This is a genomic window from Acinetobacter sp. PFS20 (assembly GCF_052261015.1).
Taxonomy (GTDB): domain Bacteria; phylum Pseudomonadota; class Gammaproteobacteria; order Pseudomonadales; family Moraxellaceae; genus Acinetobacter.
On the sequence record NZ_JBPVZE010000001.1, the window covers coordinates 3,723,968 to 3,740,658 of the forward strand.

A 16,691-nucleotide genomic window follows, 5' to 3' on the forward strand; every position below is an offset into this window, starting at 1 on the left:
TTTATTTAAACGGCCTTATATTTTAAAGAAAAATTTCAGCTTGCATATAAAGTTTTCCGTAGCCTGAAATTTCAATACGCTCTTCAGACAGGATATTGCAATATAAAATCCCACCGCGGCTAGAAGCCTGATAAGCCGTAATATTATTTTTGCCCAGTTTTTCTGCCCATAGCGGCACTATTGCGGTATGAATTGAACCTGTAACAGGGTCTTCATCAATACCCGCGACAGGAGCAAAATAACGCGATACACAATCATATTGTTGCTCTGCCTTTGATGTTATTACAACGTCCATCCCTGCAGTTGTAATTGCAGTTCTCTTACCTAGAGCTTTGAGCAAACTCATGTCAGGCTGCTCATCTAACACATCTTGTACTGATTCATACTCAACAATGTAGGCCTGAACATTTTGATAAACTGCTTTAAAAGGTTTGGTTAAAGCTTCACGTAAAATAGCTGGATAATCTTCAACTTGGTAAGCTTTACGAATTGGAAAATCCATTCTGATTTTACCGTCTTCATCTTGGTGAACCACAAAAAGACCTAAGTTTCGGACATGAAAATTAATGGTCTTTTTATCAGTAAAATCTTTAAAGATTACAAAAGCGCTAGCAAGTGTGGCATGTCCACAGAAATCAACTTCAACCGTTGGCGTAAACCAACGAATTTCATAATTTTCAGCGTCTATGATTTTTACAAACGCAGTTTCAGACAAGTTATTTTCAAGTGCTATCTTCTGCATTAAATCTGCATCTAGCCATTCTTTTTCAACAATCACAGCAGCCGGATTTCCACGAAATAGCTCTTTTGTAAAAGCGTCGACTTGATACATTTTCATGATAGTACTCTCTTTTGTAATAGACTCATTTTCGAAAATTATTTAAAAGAAAAACAGATACAGTTTTTTAAAAATTAACATCACAGCGGCAATTTAAGCATATAAAAAAACGGCTCATCTAAAGTGAATGAGCCGTTTAATACTAATTCTTAATGATGTTGAGTTAACTCAATTTCATCTTCACTATTTAATATATCTTTATCAGTCTGACCCATCAATTGACTCGTAACTACGCCGGCAGTCATTGAACCATTTACGTTTAATGCAGTACGTCCCATATCAATTAACGGTTCAATTGAAATAAGAAGTGCAACTAAAGTCACAGGTAAACCCATGGCAGGAAGCACGATTAGCGCAGCGAAAGTCGCACCGCCACCTACTCCAGCAACCCCAATTGAACTTAAAGTCACAATACCAACCAACGATGCAATCCACATTGGGTCTAGAGTATTAATCCCCATGGTTGGCGCAACCATCACCGCGAGCATTGCTGGGTATAAACCTGCACAACCATTTTGACCAATCGTTGCTCCAAAAGAAGCTGAGAAACTCGCAATAGATTCAGGAATACCTAAACGGCGAGTTTGCGTCTCAATGCTCAGTGGAATACTGGCAGCACTTGAACGGCTGGTAAATGCGAAAGTCAGAACAGGAGCAACTTTTTTGAAGAATTTAACTGGAGAAACACCTGTCAGGGTCAAAATAATGGCATGCACGACAAACATGATAGCTAGACCTAAATAAGATGCCACCAAGAAACCACCAAGGTTTAAGATATCTGCGACATTCGAACTTGCTACAACTTTTGTCATAAGTGCAAAAACACCATACGGTGTAAGTGTCATCACTAGACGAACCAGCTTCATTACCCAAGACTGCAAAGTCTGAATTGCAGTTAAAATACGCTGGCCTTTCTCGACGTCATCTTTCATCAAGTTGAGCGCCGCAATTCCTAAGAAGACAGCAAAAATAACCACACTAATAATTGAAGTTGGGTTTGCACCAGTTAATTCAGCAAATGGATTAGTTGGAATGAAGGAAAGAATAAATTGCGGTACACTTAAATCGGTAACTTTGCTTACATAATCTGTATTAATCGCAGTTAAACGCGCAGTTTCAGCCGCACCTTGCACCAAACCTTTTGCAGTTAAGCCAAATAGGTTTGTAACAAATACTCCTACCAGTGCGGCAATCAGTGTTGTAAAGAGTAAAGTACCGATTGTATAAAAACTGATTTTGCCTAAAGATGAGGCTTGGTGTAATTTTGCAACAGCTCCCAAAATAGACACAAATACCAAAGGCATAACGACCATTTGTAAAAGTTTTACATAGCCGTTTCCAACGATATTAAACCAGCTAATAGATTCAGCAAGAATCGGATGGCCACCGCCATAAATCAAATGTAGTCCTAAACCAAACACTACACCTAGAACTAAGCCAGCCAGAACTTTTTTCGATAAGCTCCAGTCTGTTTTACGTGTTTGGGCGAGTAAAAATATTAACCCGACAAAAACCACAATATTGATGATTAAGGGTATATTCATTCCCAAACTCCAAATTATTGCTTGTGTCATCTTTCAAGGGGGCATATTTGACCATAGCCGGCCTATATAAACTACCCTTTTCAACAATTTTATAGCATCAAGATGATTACAAACTTGCGTGAGAATATAAAATGACTTTTAAATACATATATATCACTTTTAATTTATAAATTAAGTGAGATATTTATGTATAAAAATCAGCCTCTACTTAAGCAACCTTTAATTCAAATTGTTGCTCAATAAAATAAATAAACTGCTTTAAATTGGTTCCCCATGTTTCGGGTAACTGGGCAACTAAATATGTAGTGAAAAAAGCAGATTCCGTATTTAGTCCAAAACAATTGACTAAAACTTTATCCGCAACTTTTGTGAGATATGATTTCGGTAATAGGGCAAAACCAACACCCAACTCTACACAACTCACGATTCCGTCAAGGCTTCCCATTTCCATAATTTGCGAAGGCGGAATACTAAAGTCATTCAAGAAAAGCTCTATGGCATGTCGATATGAACAACCTTGCCGAAATGCAATAAATCTGGTCTTTGCAAGGGTTGCCTTATCTGGAAAACTCTGTTGTTGCTTAGGACAAACCAAAACCAGCTCTTCATGCCACACAGGAAAACTATATAGCTCTGGAATCGCATGTTTAGAGGCAACAAAGGCGCAATCTAATTCACCCCTATGCACAGCATTTAATAAATAACCTGTTGGATGAGTTTGAAGCTCAATAGGTAAAGTCGGATATTGCTGCATAGATTGATTGAGCAACTGTGGCAAACGTATTGCTGCGGTTGTTTCCATGCTACCCAAGCGAATGGTTTCATTCGGGTCAATATCACCTTCTTGAAAGATTTTCTTAGCTTTATCGTGCAATGCAATCATTTGAACAGCATAACTATGTAGCTGTTGTCCGGCATTCGTTAAAGTCACAGGATTATTACGATTGAATAGAATAACCCCTAACTCTTCTTCAAGTTTTTTTATATGGCTCGTGATATTCGATTGAACCGTATACATTTTTTGTGCAGCCAATGAAAAACTTCCACTCTCTGCAACCGCTAAAAAAAACTCTAGAGACTTAAGCAACATACCACTATCTCAAAACAAGATAATTAATATCATATTAAATCATTTTTAATGATTGATAAACTCGCTTTTAATAATAAAAAAATTGAGCGTCTTCTCATGTCTACATTTTATCGAATGAGCTTAATTGTCTTTTTGGCAACTTGTTTGGGAATTGGTGTTTTTAGATTTTCCTATACTGCCCTCATGCCCATCATGATCGAGCAGTACCACTGGACCCATGATTTTGCCAGTTACTTAGGCAGTGCAAATTTATTGGGATATCTCATGGGTGCCTTATTGGCGCTGTTGAGTATTAAAGAAAAGTACATCCCATCCCTCATCGTACTTTCGGCTATAGCTGGTAGCCTTAGCCTACTATGCTGTTCATTCATAGATATGCCTCTGGTGTGGTTCATTTTCTGGCGCACAATTTCAGGTATTGCTGGCGGCTTACTTATGATTTTGGCACCTAGCTTTGCAATGAAATACATTCCCACCACGCAAAGATTAAAAGTTAACTTTTTAGGATTTAGCGGAATTGGTGTGGGGGTTTTATCTGCCACCATTATTATTCCCCTACTTAAAAATATGCCCGTGCATTATGTTTGGGGTATTTTTGCAGGTATTTCTCTCTTAGGAAGCTTAACTCTTTATCGCTTATTAAGTAGCAATACTGCCCAAATGATTAAACCGCAATTTACTACTTTACAAGCCTCACAAAAATCACATTTAGGTCTGGTCATTATTATTGCCTATATGTGTAGTGCCTTTGCCTATATTCCACATTCTTTGTTTTGGATGGATTATTTATCTGGAACTCTGCATTTTCCCTTACAGCAAAGGAATGTATTTTGGGTTCTCTATGGAGTGGGAAGCTGCATTGGTGCATTTGTCGCTTATTGCTTAAGCCGAATAGTGGGATATATACAGGCCATTAAATGGTTATATGGCATTTACTGCCTAGCCGTTGTTTTGCCTTTCCTTTCACAGACCACTTCTTTACTGGCCTTATCTTCGCTTCTGACAGGCTTACTCATTCCCGCAACCGTATTTATTAGTTCTTATAGTCTGCTACAGATTTATGAGCAACGTTATCAAAAGCTTTGGAGCCTTGCCACCATTGGGTTTGCTAGCACTCAGCTTTTAGGTGGGGTTGTCATAAGTACTTTGCATCATTTGCATTGGTCTTATGCCCATCTCTTTCTTTTGGGTGGAATCGTTCTTCTTTTTGCGGTTTGCCTTTTACTGCCTGTACGCCCTTCTTTCACCTCAACTCTCGGAGAAACCAAATCGTGAAAACTCTGTTCTTTCCTTTATTTCTAGTTGCTTTCGTTCTTGTTATTCAAGCCCTAGACCAGAGTTATCAAAAGAAAACTGGTTTTATTAAAACTCCGAAACATCCCGAATTTATGCAATAAAGAAAGCCCTCAACTGAGGGCTTTTTAATAGAAGACTACTCTCCCATGTGTTTGATAATCGCATCACCAAATTCAGAACAACGTAATAAGGTTGCACCCGGCATTAGGCGCTCAAAATCATAAGTTACGGTTTTAGCTGCAATGGCTCCAGCAATTCCTTTAATAATCAGGTCTGCAGCTTCTGTCCATCCCATATCACGTAGCATCATTTCCGCAGAAAGAATAATAGAACCTGGGTTTACTTTATCCTGACCTGCATATTTAGGCGCAGTGCCATGGGTCGCTTCATAAACTGCTATTGCCCCACCAATATTTGCACCAGGTGCAATACCAATGCCGCCTACTTCTGCTGCCAAAGCATCAGAAATATAATCGCCATTTAAATTAAGTGTGGCAATAACAGAGTAGTCAGCGGGACGCATGAGGATCTGTTGTAAAAAAGCATCTGCAATCACATCTTTAATGATGATGTCTTTACCAGTTCTAGGATTTTTAATTTTAACCCATGGACCGCCATCAATTAGTTCTCCACCGAAACGATCTAGAGCCAATTCATAGCCCCACTCTTTAAATGCCCCTTCGGTGTATTTCATGATATTACCCTTGTGAACAAGGGTCACAGAAGGCTTGTCATTTTCGATTGCGAACTGAATGGCTTTACGGACTAAACGCTGTGAACCTTCTTTCGATACAGGTTTAATTCCAATACCACAGCCTTCAGGAAAACGGATTTTTGTGACACCCATTTCTTCTTGAAGAAACTTAATCACTTTTTTAGCTTCTTCAGAATCGGCTTTCCATTCAATACCTGCATAGATATCTTCCGAGTTCTCACGGAAAATCACCATATCTGTTAATTCTGGGTGCTGAACAGGTGAAGGAACGCCTTCAAACCAACGTACTGGACGTACGCAAACATATAAATCCAATTCTTGGCGTAAGGCAACGTTGAGTGAACGAATGCCTCCACCCACTGGTGTGGTTAATGGACCTTTGATTGATACAACAAATTCACGAAGAGCTTCGAAAGTTTCTTCCGGCATATAGTTGCCATAAATTTTATTGGCTTTTTCGCCGCAATACACTTCCATCCATTCGATTGAGCGCTTGCCACGGTAAGCTTTTAAAATAGCAGCATCTACGACTGCTTTCATGGTTGGCGTAATATCCACACCAATACCATCACCTTCAATGAAAGGAATAATTGGATGATTTGGTACGTTCAGTGATAGGTCTGCATTTACTTTAATTTTGTCGCCGTCAGCAGGAACCACGATCTTCTGATAACCCATTGTGTAAATTCTCCCTTTTATAATACTTAATTAACTAAAAATAATTATCGATAAACAATACTTTCAACTTTTATTAACGCATAATAGCTTAATCGAATTTAATTCTTTTTGAGATTTATGTGGGAAATAAGCAAATTTCACACTTAAATATAGCTCAATGTTTTCTCTAGTTATTTGAAAGAAGAAGCCATTTTTTATGAAAATTGTCATTCTCAACAAGCCTTATGACGTTCTCTCCCAGTTTCGTAAAGACGAAGCGCATATGACCGTCTCTGACTTTGTTGATGACCCGACTTTACGCTTGGCAGGCCGTCTTGATATGGACTCTGAGGGTTTAGTCTTTTTAACCGATCATGGTGGTCTTAACCAGTTCATTACCAATCCTGCAAATAAAAAATACAAAACGTATTTAGTTCAAGTTGATGGCGATGTAACTGAAGAAGCGCTTGAGCAGCTTCGTAAAGGTGTAGAACTTAATGATGGCATGACTCTTCCAGCGACTGCCGTTAAAGTAAGTGAACCTGAGTGGTTATGGGAACGTAACCCACCTGTACGTTATCGTGCAAATATTCCAACATCTTGGATCGAAATTTCAATTTGCGAAGGTCGTAACCGCCAAGTTCGTCGTATGACTTCTGCGGTAGGTTTTCCAACTTTACGTTTAATTCGTACTAAAATTGGTTCAATTGATTTAGTTCAACTCGGTTTAAAACCTGGGGATGTGAAAGAAATTGAGCCTTTGCTTTATCCTGACTTTAAAGATGTTCCTGCGGAAGAGCCTTATCGTTCACGTTCATATGTGAAAAAACCAGGTGGTACTGGCGGCAAACCGATGGTTCGTAAAAATAAAGATGGTTCTGCAAAAAAGTCGGGTACAAAACGTATTTGGCAAATGGATGAAAGTGAAAAGCCACGTCGTAAGACTAATGGTACAACTCGTCCAAATACCAAAGCACCACGTGGTCGCGGACGTAATAGTCGTTAAGATCTAAATTTTCAAAGCTCACTTCGGTGGGCTTTTTTAATGCCATTTATTTTTATGAAAATAAAAAAGCCGGTGTTTATACACCGGCTTTTGAGCTATTCACTAACGAGTTAGTGATTAAGCACCAACAGTTGCAAGAGCTGCATTAAATGTAGCACTTGGACGCATTACAGCATCTACTTTTGCTTTATCAATTGCATAGTAACCACCGATGTCAGCTGGTTTACCTTGTACTTGAGCAAGTTCAGCAACAATCTTCGGTTCTTCTTCAGCTAAAGTTTTTGCAAGTGAAGAAAATTTAGCTTTTAACTCAGCATCTTCGTTCTGTGCAGCAAGTGCTTCTGCCCAGTAAAGTGACAAGTAGAAATGGCTACCACGGTTGTCAATCTCACCTGTACGGCGTGATGGAGACTTACCATTATCAAGTAACTTGTCAGTCGCTTCATCAAGAGTCTTCGCAAGTAACTTAGCACGAGCATTATTTTCTTTAATGCCCATTTCTTCTAAAGAAGCAGCTAGAGCAAGGAACTCACCAAGCGAATCCCAACGTAAGTGGTTTTCTTCAACAAGCTGCTGTACGTGTTTTGGTGCTGAACCACCTGCACCAGTCTCGTACATACCACCACCCGCCATAAGCGGAACGATAGATAACATTTTCGCAGAAGTACCAAGTTCCATAATTGGGAACAAGTCAGTTAAATAGTCACGTAAGATGTTACCAGTCACAGAAATAGTATCTAGACCACGTACTACACGCTCAAGTGTGTAACGCATTGCACGAACTTGAGACATAATCTGGATATCAAGACCAGTCGTGTCATGATCTTTTAAATACGTTTGTACTTTCTTGATCAATTCATTTTCGTGTGGACGGTACGGGTCAAGCCAGAAGATTGCAGGCATGCCTGAGTTACGTGCACGAGTTACTGCAAGTTTTACCCAGTCACGAATCGGAGCATCTTTAACCTGACACATACGCCAGATATCGCCTTCTTCAACATTTTGAGTCAATAACACTTCACCAGTGTCAAGATCGGTAATATTTGCAATACCAGCTTCTGAAATTTCAAAAGTCTTGTCGTGAGAACCGTATTCTTCAGCTTTTTGAGCCATCAAGCCAACGTTCGGTACAGTACCCATAGTCTTCGGATCGAAGTTACCATGCCACTTACAGAAGTTGATCATTTCTTGGTAAATACGGGCAAATGTTGATTCTGGCATAACAGCTTTAGCATCATATTGCTTACCATCAGCACCCCACATTTTACCACCGGCACGAATCATTGCTGGCATAGAAGCATCAACGATAATGTCGTTTGGTGAGTGGAAGTTTGTGATGCCTTTTGCCGAGTCAACCATTGCAAGTGCAGGACGGTGTTCTTGACAAGCATGTAAGTCTTCAATGATTTCTTCACGTAATGAAGTAGGAAGAGTTTCGATTTTTTCGTATAACCCAGCCATACCGTTATTAACGTTAATGCCTAATTCGTCAAATAACTTACCGTGTTTTTCGAAAGCTTCTTTGTAGTAGATTTTCACACAGTGACCGAAAACGATCGGGTGTGAAACTTTCATCATTGTTGCTTTAACGTGTAAAGAGAATAAAATTCCTGCTTCTTTACAATCATCAAGTTCTTTTTCATAGAAATCACAAAGTGCTTTCTTGCTCATGAACATTGAATCAATGATTTCGCCGTCTTGTAACGCAACTTTCGGCTTAAGAACAATGCTCTTACCACTGTTCGTGATAAGTTCCATTTTCACATTACGTGCGCGATCAAGTGTCATTGATTTTTCACCATGGTAGAAGTCACCTTCTTCCATATGTGAAACGTGAGTTTGTGACCACTGTTTCCACTCGCTCATTGAATGAGGGTGTTTTTTCGCATAGTTTTTAACTGCTGCTGGAGCACGGCGGTCAGAGTTACCTTCACGAAGAACAGGGTTTACTGCTGAACCAAGGCACTTACCATAACGAGCTTTGATTGATTTTTCTTCTTCGGTTGCAGGATTTTCCGGATAATCAGGAATTGCATAGCCTTTTGATTGAAGCTCTTTGATACATGCAGTTAATTGCGCAACAGACGCACTAATGTTCGGGAGTTTGATAATGTTAGTATCTGGATCTTGTGTAAGACGACCAAGCTCTGCAAGGTTGTCGGATACCTTTTGCTCTTCACTTAGGTAATCAGCGAATTCTGCGAGCACACGTGCAGCTACAGAGATGTCACTTTTAATAATCTCGATGCCAGCTGGCTTAGTAAAGGTCTCAATGATCGGCAGTAGCGAATAGGTCGCCAATAGTGGCGCCTCGTCAGTCAGTGTGTAAATAATAGTTGACTTTTCACCAGCCATATATAGCCCCTTCCGTTTGATTGAGTATTGAGGACCGAGCTTTTGGCCCAGTGCCTACGAACCGATATGCTTAAATAAAACCCTGAGAGTATCGGCTCTCATTGCCTTCCAGTCAACGAAATATCCAGTGATAACGACATTTCGCAGCGAAATAATACATAATTCAAATATATAGATAATTTTCTGATATCTAAGTCATTGTAATATGCACATTCAGATCACTTTTCAGGCATTAAACATCATTAAATTACATGAGATATCTTTCAGTGTTCTGACAATTATTATACTTTTCATTCAAAATAAACTCAAAGGCAAAACGGATTTCATCTTTTGGAAGTACTTAAAAGTAAAAACCGATGTGCAAAACATCGGTTTTTTATAAACTATTTAGCTTTAATCTAAGCTTTTAACCATTTTTCAGTTTTAGCTTGATCTTCAACGATGAGTTCAACTTCGGTTAAATCAGATGTAGCGCAATCGACTTCAAAAGATATTAACTCATCACGACGGAAAGCAAATACAGTATAAGTTCCGCCCTGCTTTGCATACTTCTCGATAAGCTTAGTGGATGCTTTTAAACCATCAATTGCAATAATCACATCATTGGCAGAAATACCTGCTTTCGCTGCTGCACTATCACGGCGGGCACTTTGCACAAGCACACCTTCTGGCTTATCGACAAGTTTTAAACCTAATGGCAAAGATTTGTCAGTTTTAACTCTATAGCTTAAGCCAAACTCAGGAAACAATTGATCAAGCGGTAATTCATCAGTCGTGTTAATCAGATGATTAATTTGTTCAATCCAATTATCACCCGTCAGTTCTTTACATAAATCAAAAATGGTTCTTTCGTTTACTTGCATACCATTTTGAGTATTTTCATATAATCGACGCATTAAAGCATCAAGACTAGAACCACGTAAACGTAAACCTAAATCTAGGCACAACGCAACTAAAGCCCCCTTATTGTAGTAACTCGTACCCGCGTTATTTGAGTTTTCATCCTGACGATAAAATTTAATCCAAGCATCAAAACTTGATTCGGCCACTGTTTGAACAAAACGGCCTGGATTTTGTAAATAGCGATCAATTTGTGCTTTAAGTAAGTCAAGATAAGACTTCTGAGAAATTACGCCACTACGTAATAAAATCAGGTCATCATAATATGAAGTAAAGCCTTCAAATATCCAAAGTAAAGAGGTATAGCCTTCTTGATGCAAATTATAATTTGCAAAGTTTTCTGGACGGATGAACTTCACTAACCATGAATGAAAATATTCGTGACTACATAAGCCTAAAAAGCGTTGATAGTCTTTAGAAGGTTCAGTTGGTTCATTCGATTTCGGTAAATCGTCACGCGGTGTAATCAGACTTGTACTATTACAATGTTCTAATCCACCATAACTATTCCCTGTTGCCATCGTCATAAAGGTATAGTTTTTAAATGGCGCTGAACCGAACATATTTATTTCGGCTGCACAAATCTTTTCAATGTCGGCTTTTAAGCGATCAACATTGGCATTATGTGAGCCAGAAATTACAAACTCATGTTCAATATCATGTGTTTCAAAACTAAAACGTGTTTGATCAGCCAATTCAAACGGGCTATCAATCAATTGATCATAATGATCGGCTTTTAAAGTAAAACGACCTTTGACTAGACTTTTTGAAGCCAAACCTGTCGCTAGCTGAAAATGTTTTAATTCATCCGGCAAGAAAACTTCAACTTCACAAGCAGACTGTTCTTGTCCTTCTAAAGCTAAACATACGCATGCTGGATTAATATATAAACGAGTCTGATCGACATATGCACCACGTACAGACAAATCATATGCATATACATCATATTCAATCGTCATTAGCTCATGATCAGTATTAAATAAACGCCAACGATTCTTGCTCGTTTTTTTAATATCCAACAGACGTCCAGCTTCATCATAAGCTTTAACGGCTTCAATATGTTTTGAGAACTCTCGAATTAGATAACTACCCGGAATCCACGTTGGCAGCCAAAGTTCCTGATTCGGATTGGCTAAAAAACGAATTGTCACGTGAACAAGGTGTTGTTTGTAATCATCGAACTCAATTTGATAATGCAACATAAATTCTTCAATTTAAAAATAAGAACGGCTTAGCATTAGATTATCACTTTTTTGTATCGTCTTGCGTACATGTATTTTTTGGCAACAATTTCCACTAGCCTTCCATTAAAAAAAGGCATAGCATGCTGTGCATCTGTGTCCCGTATTTGCCAGTAAAAGTTAAGGTCATCCGTGAAATTTTTTCTATCTCTTTTTACCCTATTCAGTCTTTTCTGCACCACCCTAACCAATGCTGCGCTACTCAATATTGCACCTGAAAGTGTTGAAGCCGCTGCATGGACTATTGTAGATACTCAATCGGGTCAAATCATTGCCGAGCATAATAGCCACGTGCAACGCGCGCCAGCATCTTTAACTAAAATGATGGTTGCCTATATTGCTTTAAAAGAGATTAAAGCTGGAAAGCTGAAAAAAGAAGAAATCATTACTGCAACACCAGTAGTTGGTGTGGTGCAGTGGGATGAATCACAAATGTATCTTAAAGCTGGTGAACAAATTTCTGTTGATCAGTTATTGGCAGGGTTAATTGTTATGTCTGCAAATGATGCAGCCGTGACCTTAGCTGAAAAAATTTCTGGTGATGTTCCCCATTTTGTACAACGTATGAATCAGGAAGCTCAGGCTTTGGGTATGAAAGATACCCATTTTAGTAACCCTCCTGGAATTACGATGCCGGATCATTACACTACGGCACACGATTTAAGCTTATTAGGTCAGGCCGTAATTAAAGAAACGCCTGAATATTTGCATTATTCAAAAATGCCAAGCTTTAGCTACAATCAACGTTTTCACCATGCGACTAACCTTGCTTTGAAGTATGACCCATCTGTTGATGGTCTAAAAACTGGCTACACTAAAGCAGCGGGTTATAATTTGGCATTAACGGCTTCACGTCCTTCATTTTCATCAGATTTAGCTCAAAGACGTTTATTGGTCATCGTTTTAGGTACACCGAGTGCGGTGAAACGTGCTGAGATTGCAGATAAATTAATGAATCTTGCCTATACCTATACACGTGATGAAGTCATTATTCCTGAGCAAAAATTAATTGCCGAGCTGCCTGTAGTAAAGTCGACTTTAAAAATGTTTAAGGTAGCGACAAAGCAACCTACGATTGTAACGACTTCTTTATATGCTGACCCAGCACCAATTGACTTAAATAATTTTGATAATATCACTCAGCGCGTTCAAGTACTTGATAGCAACCTTCAGCCAAAGGTTATTGCTCCGCTCGAAACGACTCAAACACGTGTAAACATTGAACTCAATGAAAAACAATTAACTGCACCGTTAATGAAAGTAATGAGCTTAGCAACAGTATCGATTTATCAAAATAATCAACTGATCCGTAGTCTTCAAATCGAAGATAACGTACATATTGAAGAAGCCAATATTTTCCAAAAAATTGCAATGTGGTTTTCTAGCCTCTTCTCAATTTTTTCATCAAGTGAACATAGTGCTGTAAAACTCTACCCGGTAGATTCGCACTAAAAACATCAAATTGTGCACAGACGCACAATAAATTTTATAAATAAAAGATGGCATAATTTAGCCATCTTTTTTTATAGAAAAATAATTAGGTGAAAAAATGGCCCAAAATTTACATCATATTGTAATTGTTGGTGGTGGTGCTGGTGGCTTAGAACTGGCAACACAACTCGGTGAAACTTTTGGGAAAAGTCGTAAAGCAAAAATTACATTGGTCGACCAAAACCTCACCCATATTTGGAAACCTTTGCTTCACGAAATCGCTGCTGGCTCTTTAAATCCACACGAAGAACAAACTAACTATTTTGCACATTCAGAAAAACATCACTATGAATTTGTGCTAGGAACATTAATTGGAGTCAATAAAGATAAAAAATTAATTGAACTAATGCCCCCTCAAGTGTCTAAGGACCAACAGAATCATCCGCAAGAGCTCAGTTATGACACACTTATTTTAGCGCTTGGCTCAGTATCAAATGACTTTAATACCACGGGTGTGCGTGAAAACTGTCATTTCCTCGACAGCAGAAAGCAAGCCGATGTTTTCCAACAAGATTTACTCCATCTTTATATTGAAGCTCAAAATCAACCTAATCATCGAACTTTAAATATCGGAATCGTTGGTGCGGGGGCAACAGGTGTAGAGCTTGCAGCCGAGTTAATTGAAACAACCAAAAACTTTTATCGATATGGCTTAAAGAAGATTCACCCCAACCAAGTCAAAATTACACTCATTGAAGCCTCTGAGCGCATTTTGCCTGCTCTGACGGATAAAACTGCTGAACATAGTGCCGAGCAACTCAGAAAAATGGGCGTTGAAATTTTAACTCAACACCGCGTTGAAAAAATTGATAAGCATTGCATCTACTTTAGTAATGGCAACCAACTCAAAAGTGATATTACCGTTTGGGCAGCAGGCGTAAAAGCACCTAAGGTATTAGAAAGTTTTACAGACTTTAAACGCGATAACATTAACCGTTTAATGGTCTATGCAACGTTGCAAACCTATTCTGATCCAAATGTATTTGCGTTTGGTGATTGTGCTCATTGCCAGCTTGATGCAAGACATCCTCCCCTTGCTCCGCGTGCTCAAGTTGCGAGCCAACAAGCAAGCTTTTTAGTCGATGCTATCGCTGCCCGCTTAAACAATCGTTCACAACCTATGTTCACGTTTAACGACAAAGGTTCCCTCGTGTCTTTAAGTCGTAATAAAGCCGTTGGAGAATTACTTGGCGATGTAAGTGTGCAAGGTTATATTGCAAAAACCATGTACGTATCTTTGTATCGTTTACATCAAGCAACGATTCATGGATACACTCAAGCTGGACTACTCACAATGAAAGATTTACTTACAAGACGTGTACGTCCAAAAATTAAGCTGTATTAAGTTGAATTTTTTAAGTTCGTCCCTATTTATATAAAAACGCATTAGAAAAAGTGCCAAAGATTAAGATTTTGTAGTCTACAAAATTTATTTTTCACTTTATGATGTACGCTTTAATTGATTGAATGGATCAAAAACATGACTGCTATTGCAAATAACCACGTGGTTTCATTCCACTACAAATTAACAAACGCTGAGGGTGAAACACTTGATCAATCTCAAGGCGAACCACTTGCCTATTTGCACGGTGCAGGCAATATCATTCCTGGTCTTGAAAATGCATTAGAAGGTAAAACTGTTGGTGACAAATTTACTGTTAATGTACCAGCAGCTGAAGGTTATGGCGAATACAACCCAGACCTAGTACAAGAAGTTCCAGCTCAAATGTTCCAAGGTGTTGAAAACATTCAACCTGGTATGCAATTCCAAGCTCAAACAGATGACGGCGTTCAGATCGTAACTGTTAAAGCTGTTGAAGGCGACAACGTTGTTGTAGATGCTAACTTCCCACTTGCTGGTCAAGATTTAACTTTTGAAGTTGAAATCGTAGAAATCCGTGAAGCTTCTGAAGAAGAATTAGATCACGGTCACGTACACGGTGCAGGTGGTCACCACCACTAATTCATCTTTAGATGAAGATAAGAGCAAAGCTTCGGCTTTGCTTTTTTTATGTATTTATTTTTATATAATATCTTGATAATAAACCTCTAACTCACTCAACTTTATAAGGGTATCTTTCATGTCAAACGTAAATCAGCTGATTTGGTTTCGTCAGGATTTGAGAGTTAGAGATCATGCTGCTTTATGGCATGCTTGCCAGCAAGGACCTTCGATTGGGTTAATTATCTTGTCGCCTGAACAATGGAAAATACATCACGATGCACCTATAAAAATTAATTTCTATTTACGTCAGCTTCAACAACTTAAAAAAGAATTAGAACAGCTTAATATTCCACTTATCATTCAAGTCATTCCCTACTGGAAAGATATTGCAGATTATATTTGCGAACTCACACAACAACTTCATATCGAAAATGTTTACTCAAATATAGAAGTAGGCGTGAATGAGTTAAAAAGAGATAAAACTGTACAGCAGGCTTTAAATCAAAAAGGTAAAGAACTCTTTTTATTTCATGACCGTACGATTTTTCCTTTACGTTCCATTCGTAACCAGTCACAGCAACCCTATCAAGTTTTCGGTGCATTTAAAAAAGCATGTTATTCGAAACTAGATATCAGCGGTTTGCCTCAGTGCTATCCAATTCCTGAAAAGCAAAAAGCTAATCCAGAGTCTGATTCAAATATAAAAAGTTTAAGTCTAGAAGATATCGAAGCTTTTTTTGACTCATCTATTTCTAAAGAGCAACAAAACTTGTGGCCGACTGGAGAAGATTTTGCTCTGGAGCAGCTCGACGTATTTATTGAAGATCATTTATCTACTTATAAGTTAGAGCGTGACTTTCCAAATGTAAAAGGAACTAGCCAACTTTCTCCATATTTAAATCTTGGAATTTTGTCTATTCGTCAATGTTTACAAGCTCTTTTCTGGGCTGAACATGGCAACTTCCATCTTGCAAACGAAGGTCAGCAGACTTGGTTAGATGAACTGCTTTGGCGAGAGTTTTATCAGCATATTTTATTTGATTTTCCACATGTTTCTAAACACATTCCGTTTAAAAAAGATACTCAGAAAATTAAGTGGAATCATAATCCAGAGCACCTAACCGCATGGCAAACTGGCCAAACAGGTATACCGATTATTGATGCGGGCATGCGTCAGCTACAAAAAACAGGATGGATGCATAATCGTGTCCGCATGATTACTGCCATGTTTTTGTGTAAAAACCTACTTATCGATTGGCGAATAGGTGAACAATGGTTTATGGAGCACTTAATCGATGGAGATTTAGCAGCGAATAATGGTGGTTGGCAATGGTGTGCATCAACCGGAACTGATGCTGTCCCCTATTTTCGAATTTTTAACCCTATTGCTCAGTCTAAGAAGTTTGATCCAAACGGAGACTATATTCGTCAATGGGTGGATGAGTTAGCTCATCTAGACAATAAAATGATTCATGAACCCTACTCAAGTAAGACTCCACTTCAGTTGAATTATCCGAAGCCAATTGTTGATTTGAAAGAAACTCGCATGAAAGCAATTGAAACTTTCAAGAGTATTTAGATAAGACTTGCGTCTTATCTGTTTATTTTTGATT

At 38.6% G+C, this 16,691-nt stretch carries 13 protein-coding genes; 7 read left to right on the forward strand and 6 right to left on the reverse strand.

Annotation, left to right across the window (positions count from 1 at the left end):
• Positions 1-22: 22 nt before the first annotated feature.
• The 3 genes from ACS125_RS17620 to ACS125_RS17630 all read right to left on the reverse strand — a co-directional run bounded on the left by ACS125_RS17620 (position 23) and on the right by ACS125_RS17630 (position 3,472).
• Entirely contained in the window at positions 23-838 is an 816-nt protein-coding gene (locus ACS125_RS17620) for a PhzF family phenazine biosynthesis protein (RefSeq protein WP_443273625.1), read from the reverse strand.
• 149 nt (positions 839-987) lie between these two features.
• Complete coding sequence (locus tag ACS125_RS17625) at positions 988-2,382, reverse strand: L-cystine transporter (RefSeq protein ID WP_443273627.1); 1,395 nt, start codon at positions 2,380-2,382, stop codon at positions 988-990.
• A 208-nt stretch (positions 2,383-2,590) separates the two neighbouring features.
• Entirely contained in the window at positions 2,591-3,472 is an 882-nt protein-coding gene (locus ACS125_RS17630) for a LysR family transcriptional regulator (RefSeq protein ID WP_443273629.1), read from the reverse strand.
• Positions 3,473-3,568: 96 nt separating this feature from the next.
• On the opposite strand from ACS125_RS17630, the gene ACS125_RS17635 reads away from it, so the two are divergent.
• Positions 3,569-4,747: a YbfB/YjiJ family MFS transporter gene (locus ACS125_RS17635; protein WP_443273631.1), complete on the forward strand. Its 1,179-nt coding sequence runs from the start codon at positions 3,569-3,571 to the stop codon at positions 4,745-4,747.
• Positions 4,744-4,869, forward strand: a complete 126-nt coding sequence (locus ACS125_RS17640) for a hypothetical protein (RefSeq protein ID WP_238611833.1) — start codon at positions 4,744-4,746, stop codon at positions 4,867-4,869. The genes ACS125_RS17635 and ACS125_RS17640 overlap by 4 nt, the downstream gene beginning before the upstream one ends.
• A gap of 35 nt (positions 4,870-4,904) precedes the next feature.
• Here ACS125_RS17640 and icd read toward each other — a convergent pair whose 3' ends face one another.
• Positions 4,905-6,161, reverse strand: coding sequence for an NADP-dependent isocitrate dehydrogenase (gene icd, locus ACS125_RS17645; protein ID WP_443273633.1), 1,257 nt, complete (start codon positions 6,159-6,161; stop codon positions 4,905-4,907).
• Between the two features lie 196 nt (positions 6,162-6,357).
• Between icd and ACS125_RS17650 the strand changes: the two genes are divergently transcribed.
• Entirely contained in the window at positions 6,358-7,146 is a 789-nt protein-coding gene (locus tag ACS125_RS17650; RefSeq protein WP_238611835.1) for an rRNA large subunit pseudouridine synthase E, read from the forward strand.
• A gap of 117 nt (positions 7,147-7,263) precedes the next feature.
• Here the strand turns inward: ACS125_RS17650 and ACS125_RS17655 are convergent, their stop codons facing one another.
• Together ACS125_RS17655 and ACS125_RS17660 are read right to left on the reverse strand one after the other, a co-directional pair.
• Positions 7,264-9,501, reverse strand: coding sequence for an NADP-dependent isocitrate dehydrogenase (locus ACS125_RS17655; RefSeq protein ID WP_443273635.1), 2,238 nt, complete (start codon positions 9,499-9,501; stop codon positions 7,264-7,266).
• A gap of 398 nt (positions 9,502-9,899) precedes the next feature.
• Positions 9,900-11,603 (reverse strand): M61 family metallopeptidase, encoded by a 1,704-nt coding sequence (locus ACS125_RS17660; protein WP_443273637.1) that lies wholly within the window; start codon positions 11,601-11,603, stop codon positions 9,900-9,902.
• A gap of 171 nt (positions 11,604-11,774) precedes the next feature.
• On the opposite strand from ACS125_RS17660, the gene ACS125_RS17665 reads away from it, so the two are divergent.
• The 4 genes from ACS125_RS17665 (at position 11,775) to ACS125_RS17680 (ending at position 16,657) form a co-directional block, all read left to right on the forward strand.
• Positions 11,775-13,094, forward strand: coding sequence for a D-alanyl-D-alanine carboxypeptidase PBP6B (locus ACS125_RS17665; RefSeq protein WP_443273639.1), 1,320 nt, complete (start codon positions 11,775-11,777; stop codon positions 13,092-13,094).
• Between the two features lie 97 nt (positions 13,095-13,191).
• Positions 13,192-14,478 (forward strand): NAD(P)/FAD-dependent oxidoreductase, encoded by a 1,287-nt coding sequence (locus tag ACS125_RS17670; protein WP_443273641.1) that lies wholly within the window; start codon positions 13,192-13,194, stop codon positions 14,476-14,478.
• Between the two features lie 135 nt (positions 14,479-14,613).
• Positions 14,614-15,096, forward strand: coding sequence for a peptidylprolyl isomerase (gene slyD, locus ACS125_RS17675; protein ID WP_005307390.1), 483 nt, complete (start codon positions 14,614-14,616; stop codon positions 15,094-15,096).
• A 118-nt stretch (positions 15,097-15,214) separates the two neighbouring features.
• Complete coding sequence (locus tag ACS125_RS17680) at positions 15,215-16,657, forward strand: cryptochrome/photolyase family protein (RefSeq protein WP_443273644.1); 1,443 nt, start codon at positions 15,215-15,217, stop codon at positions 16,655-16,657.
• The last annotated feature ends 34 nt before the right edge of the window (positions 16,658-16,691 follow it).

Coding starts and splice junctions, on each gene's coding strand:
- slyD (WP_005307390.1), top strand. CDS start 14,614: ATGACTGCTATTGCAAATAACCACGTGGTTTCATTCCACTACAAATTA.
- icd (WP_443273633.1), bottom strand. CDS start 6,161: ATGGGTTATCAGAAGATCGTGGTTCCTGCTGACGGCGACAAAATTAAA.
- ACS125_RS17625 (WP_443273627.1), bottom strand. CDS start 2,382: ATGAATATACCCTTAATCATCAATATTGTGGTTTTTGTCGGGTTAATA.
- ACS125_RS17620 (WP_443273625.1), bottom strand. CDS start 838: ATGAAAATGTATCAAGTCGACGCTTTTACAAAAGAGCTATTTCGTGGA.
- ACS125_RS17660 (WP_443273637.1), bottom strand. CDS start 11,603: ATGTTGCATTATCAAATTGAGTTCGATGATTACAAACAACACCTTGTT.
- ACS125_RS17655 (WP_443273635.1), bottom strand. CDS start 9,501: ATGGCTGGTGAAAAGTCAACTATTATTTACACACTGACTGACGAGGCG.
- ACS125_RS17680 (WP_443273644.1), top strand. CDS start 15,215: ATGTCAAACGTAAATCAGCTGATTTGGTTTCGTCAGGATTTGAGAGTT.
- ACS125_RS17630 (WP_443273629.1), bottom strand. CDS start 3,472: ATGTTGCTTAAGTCTCTAGAGTTTTTTTTAGCGGTTGCAGAGAGTGGA.
- ACS125_RS17670 (WP_443273641.1), top strand. CDS start 13,192: ATGGCCCAAAATTTACATCATATTGTAATTGTTGGTGGTGGTGCTGGT.
- ACS125_RS17635 (WP_443273631.1), top strand. CDS start 3,569: ATGTCTACATTTTATCGAATGAGCTTAATTGTCTTTTTGGCAACTTGT.
- ACS125_RS17650 (WP_238611835.1), top strand. CDS start 6,358: ATGAAAATTGTCATTCTCAACAAGCCTTATGACGTTCTCTCCCAGTTT.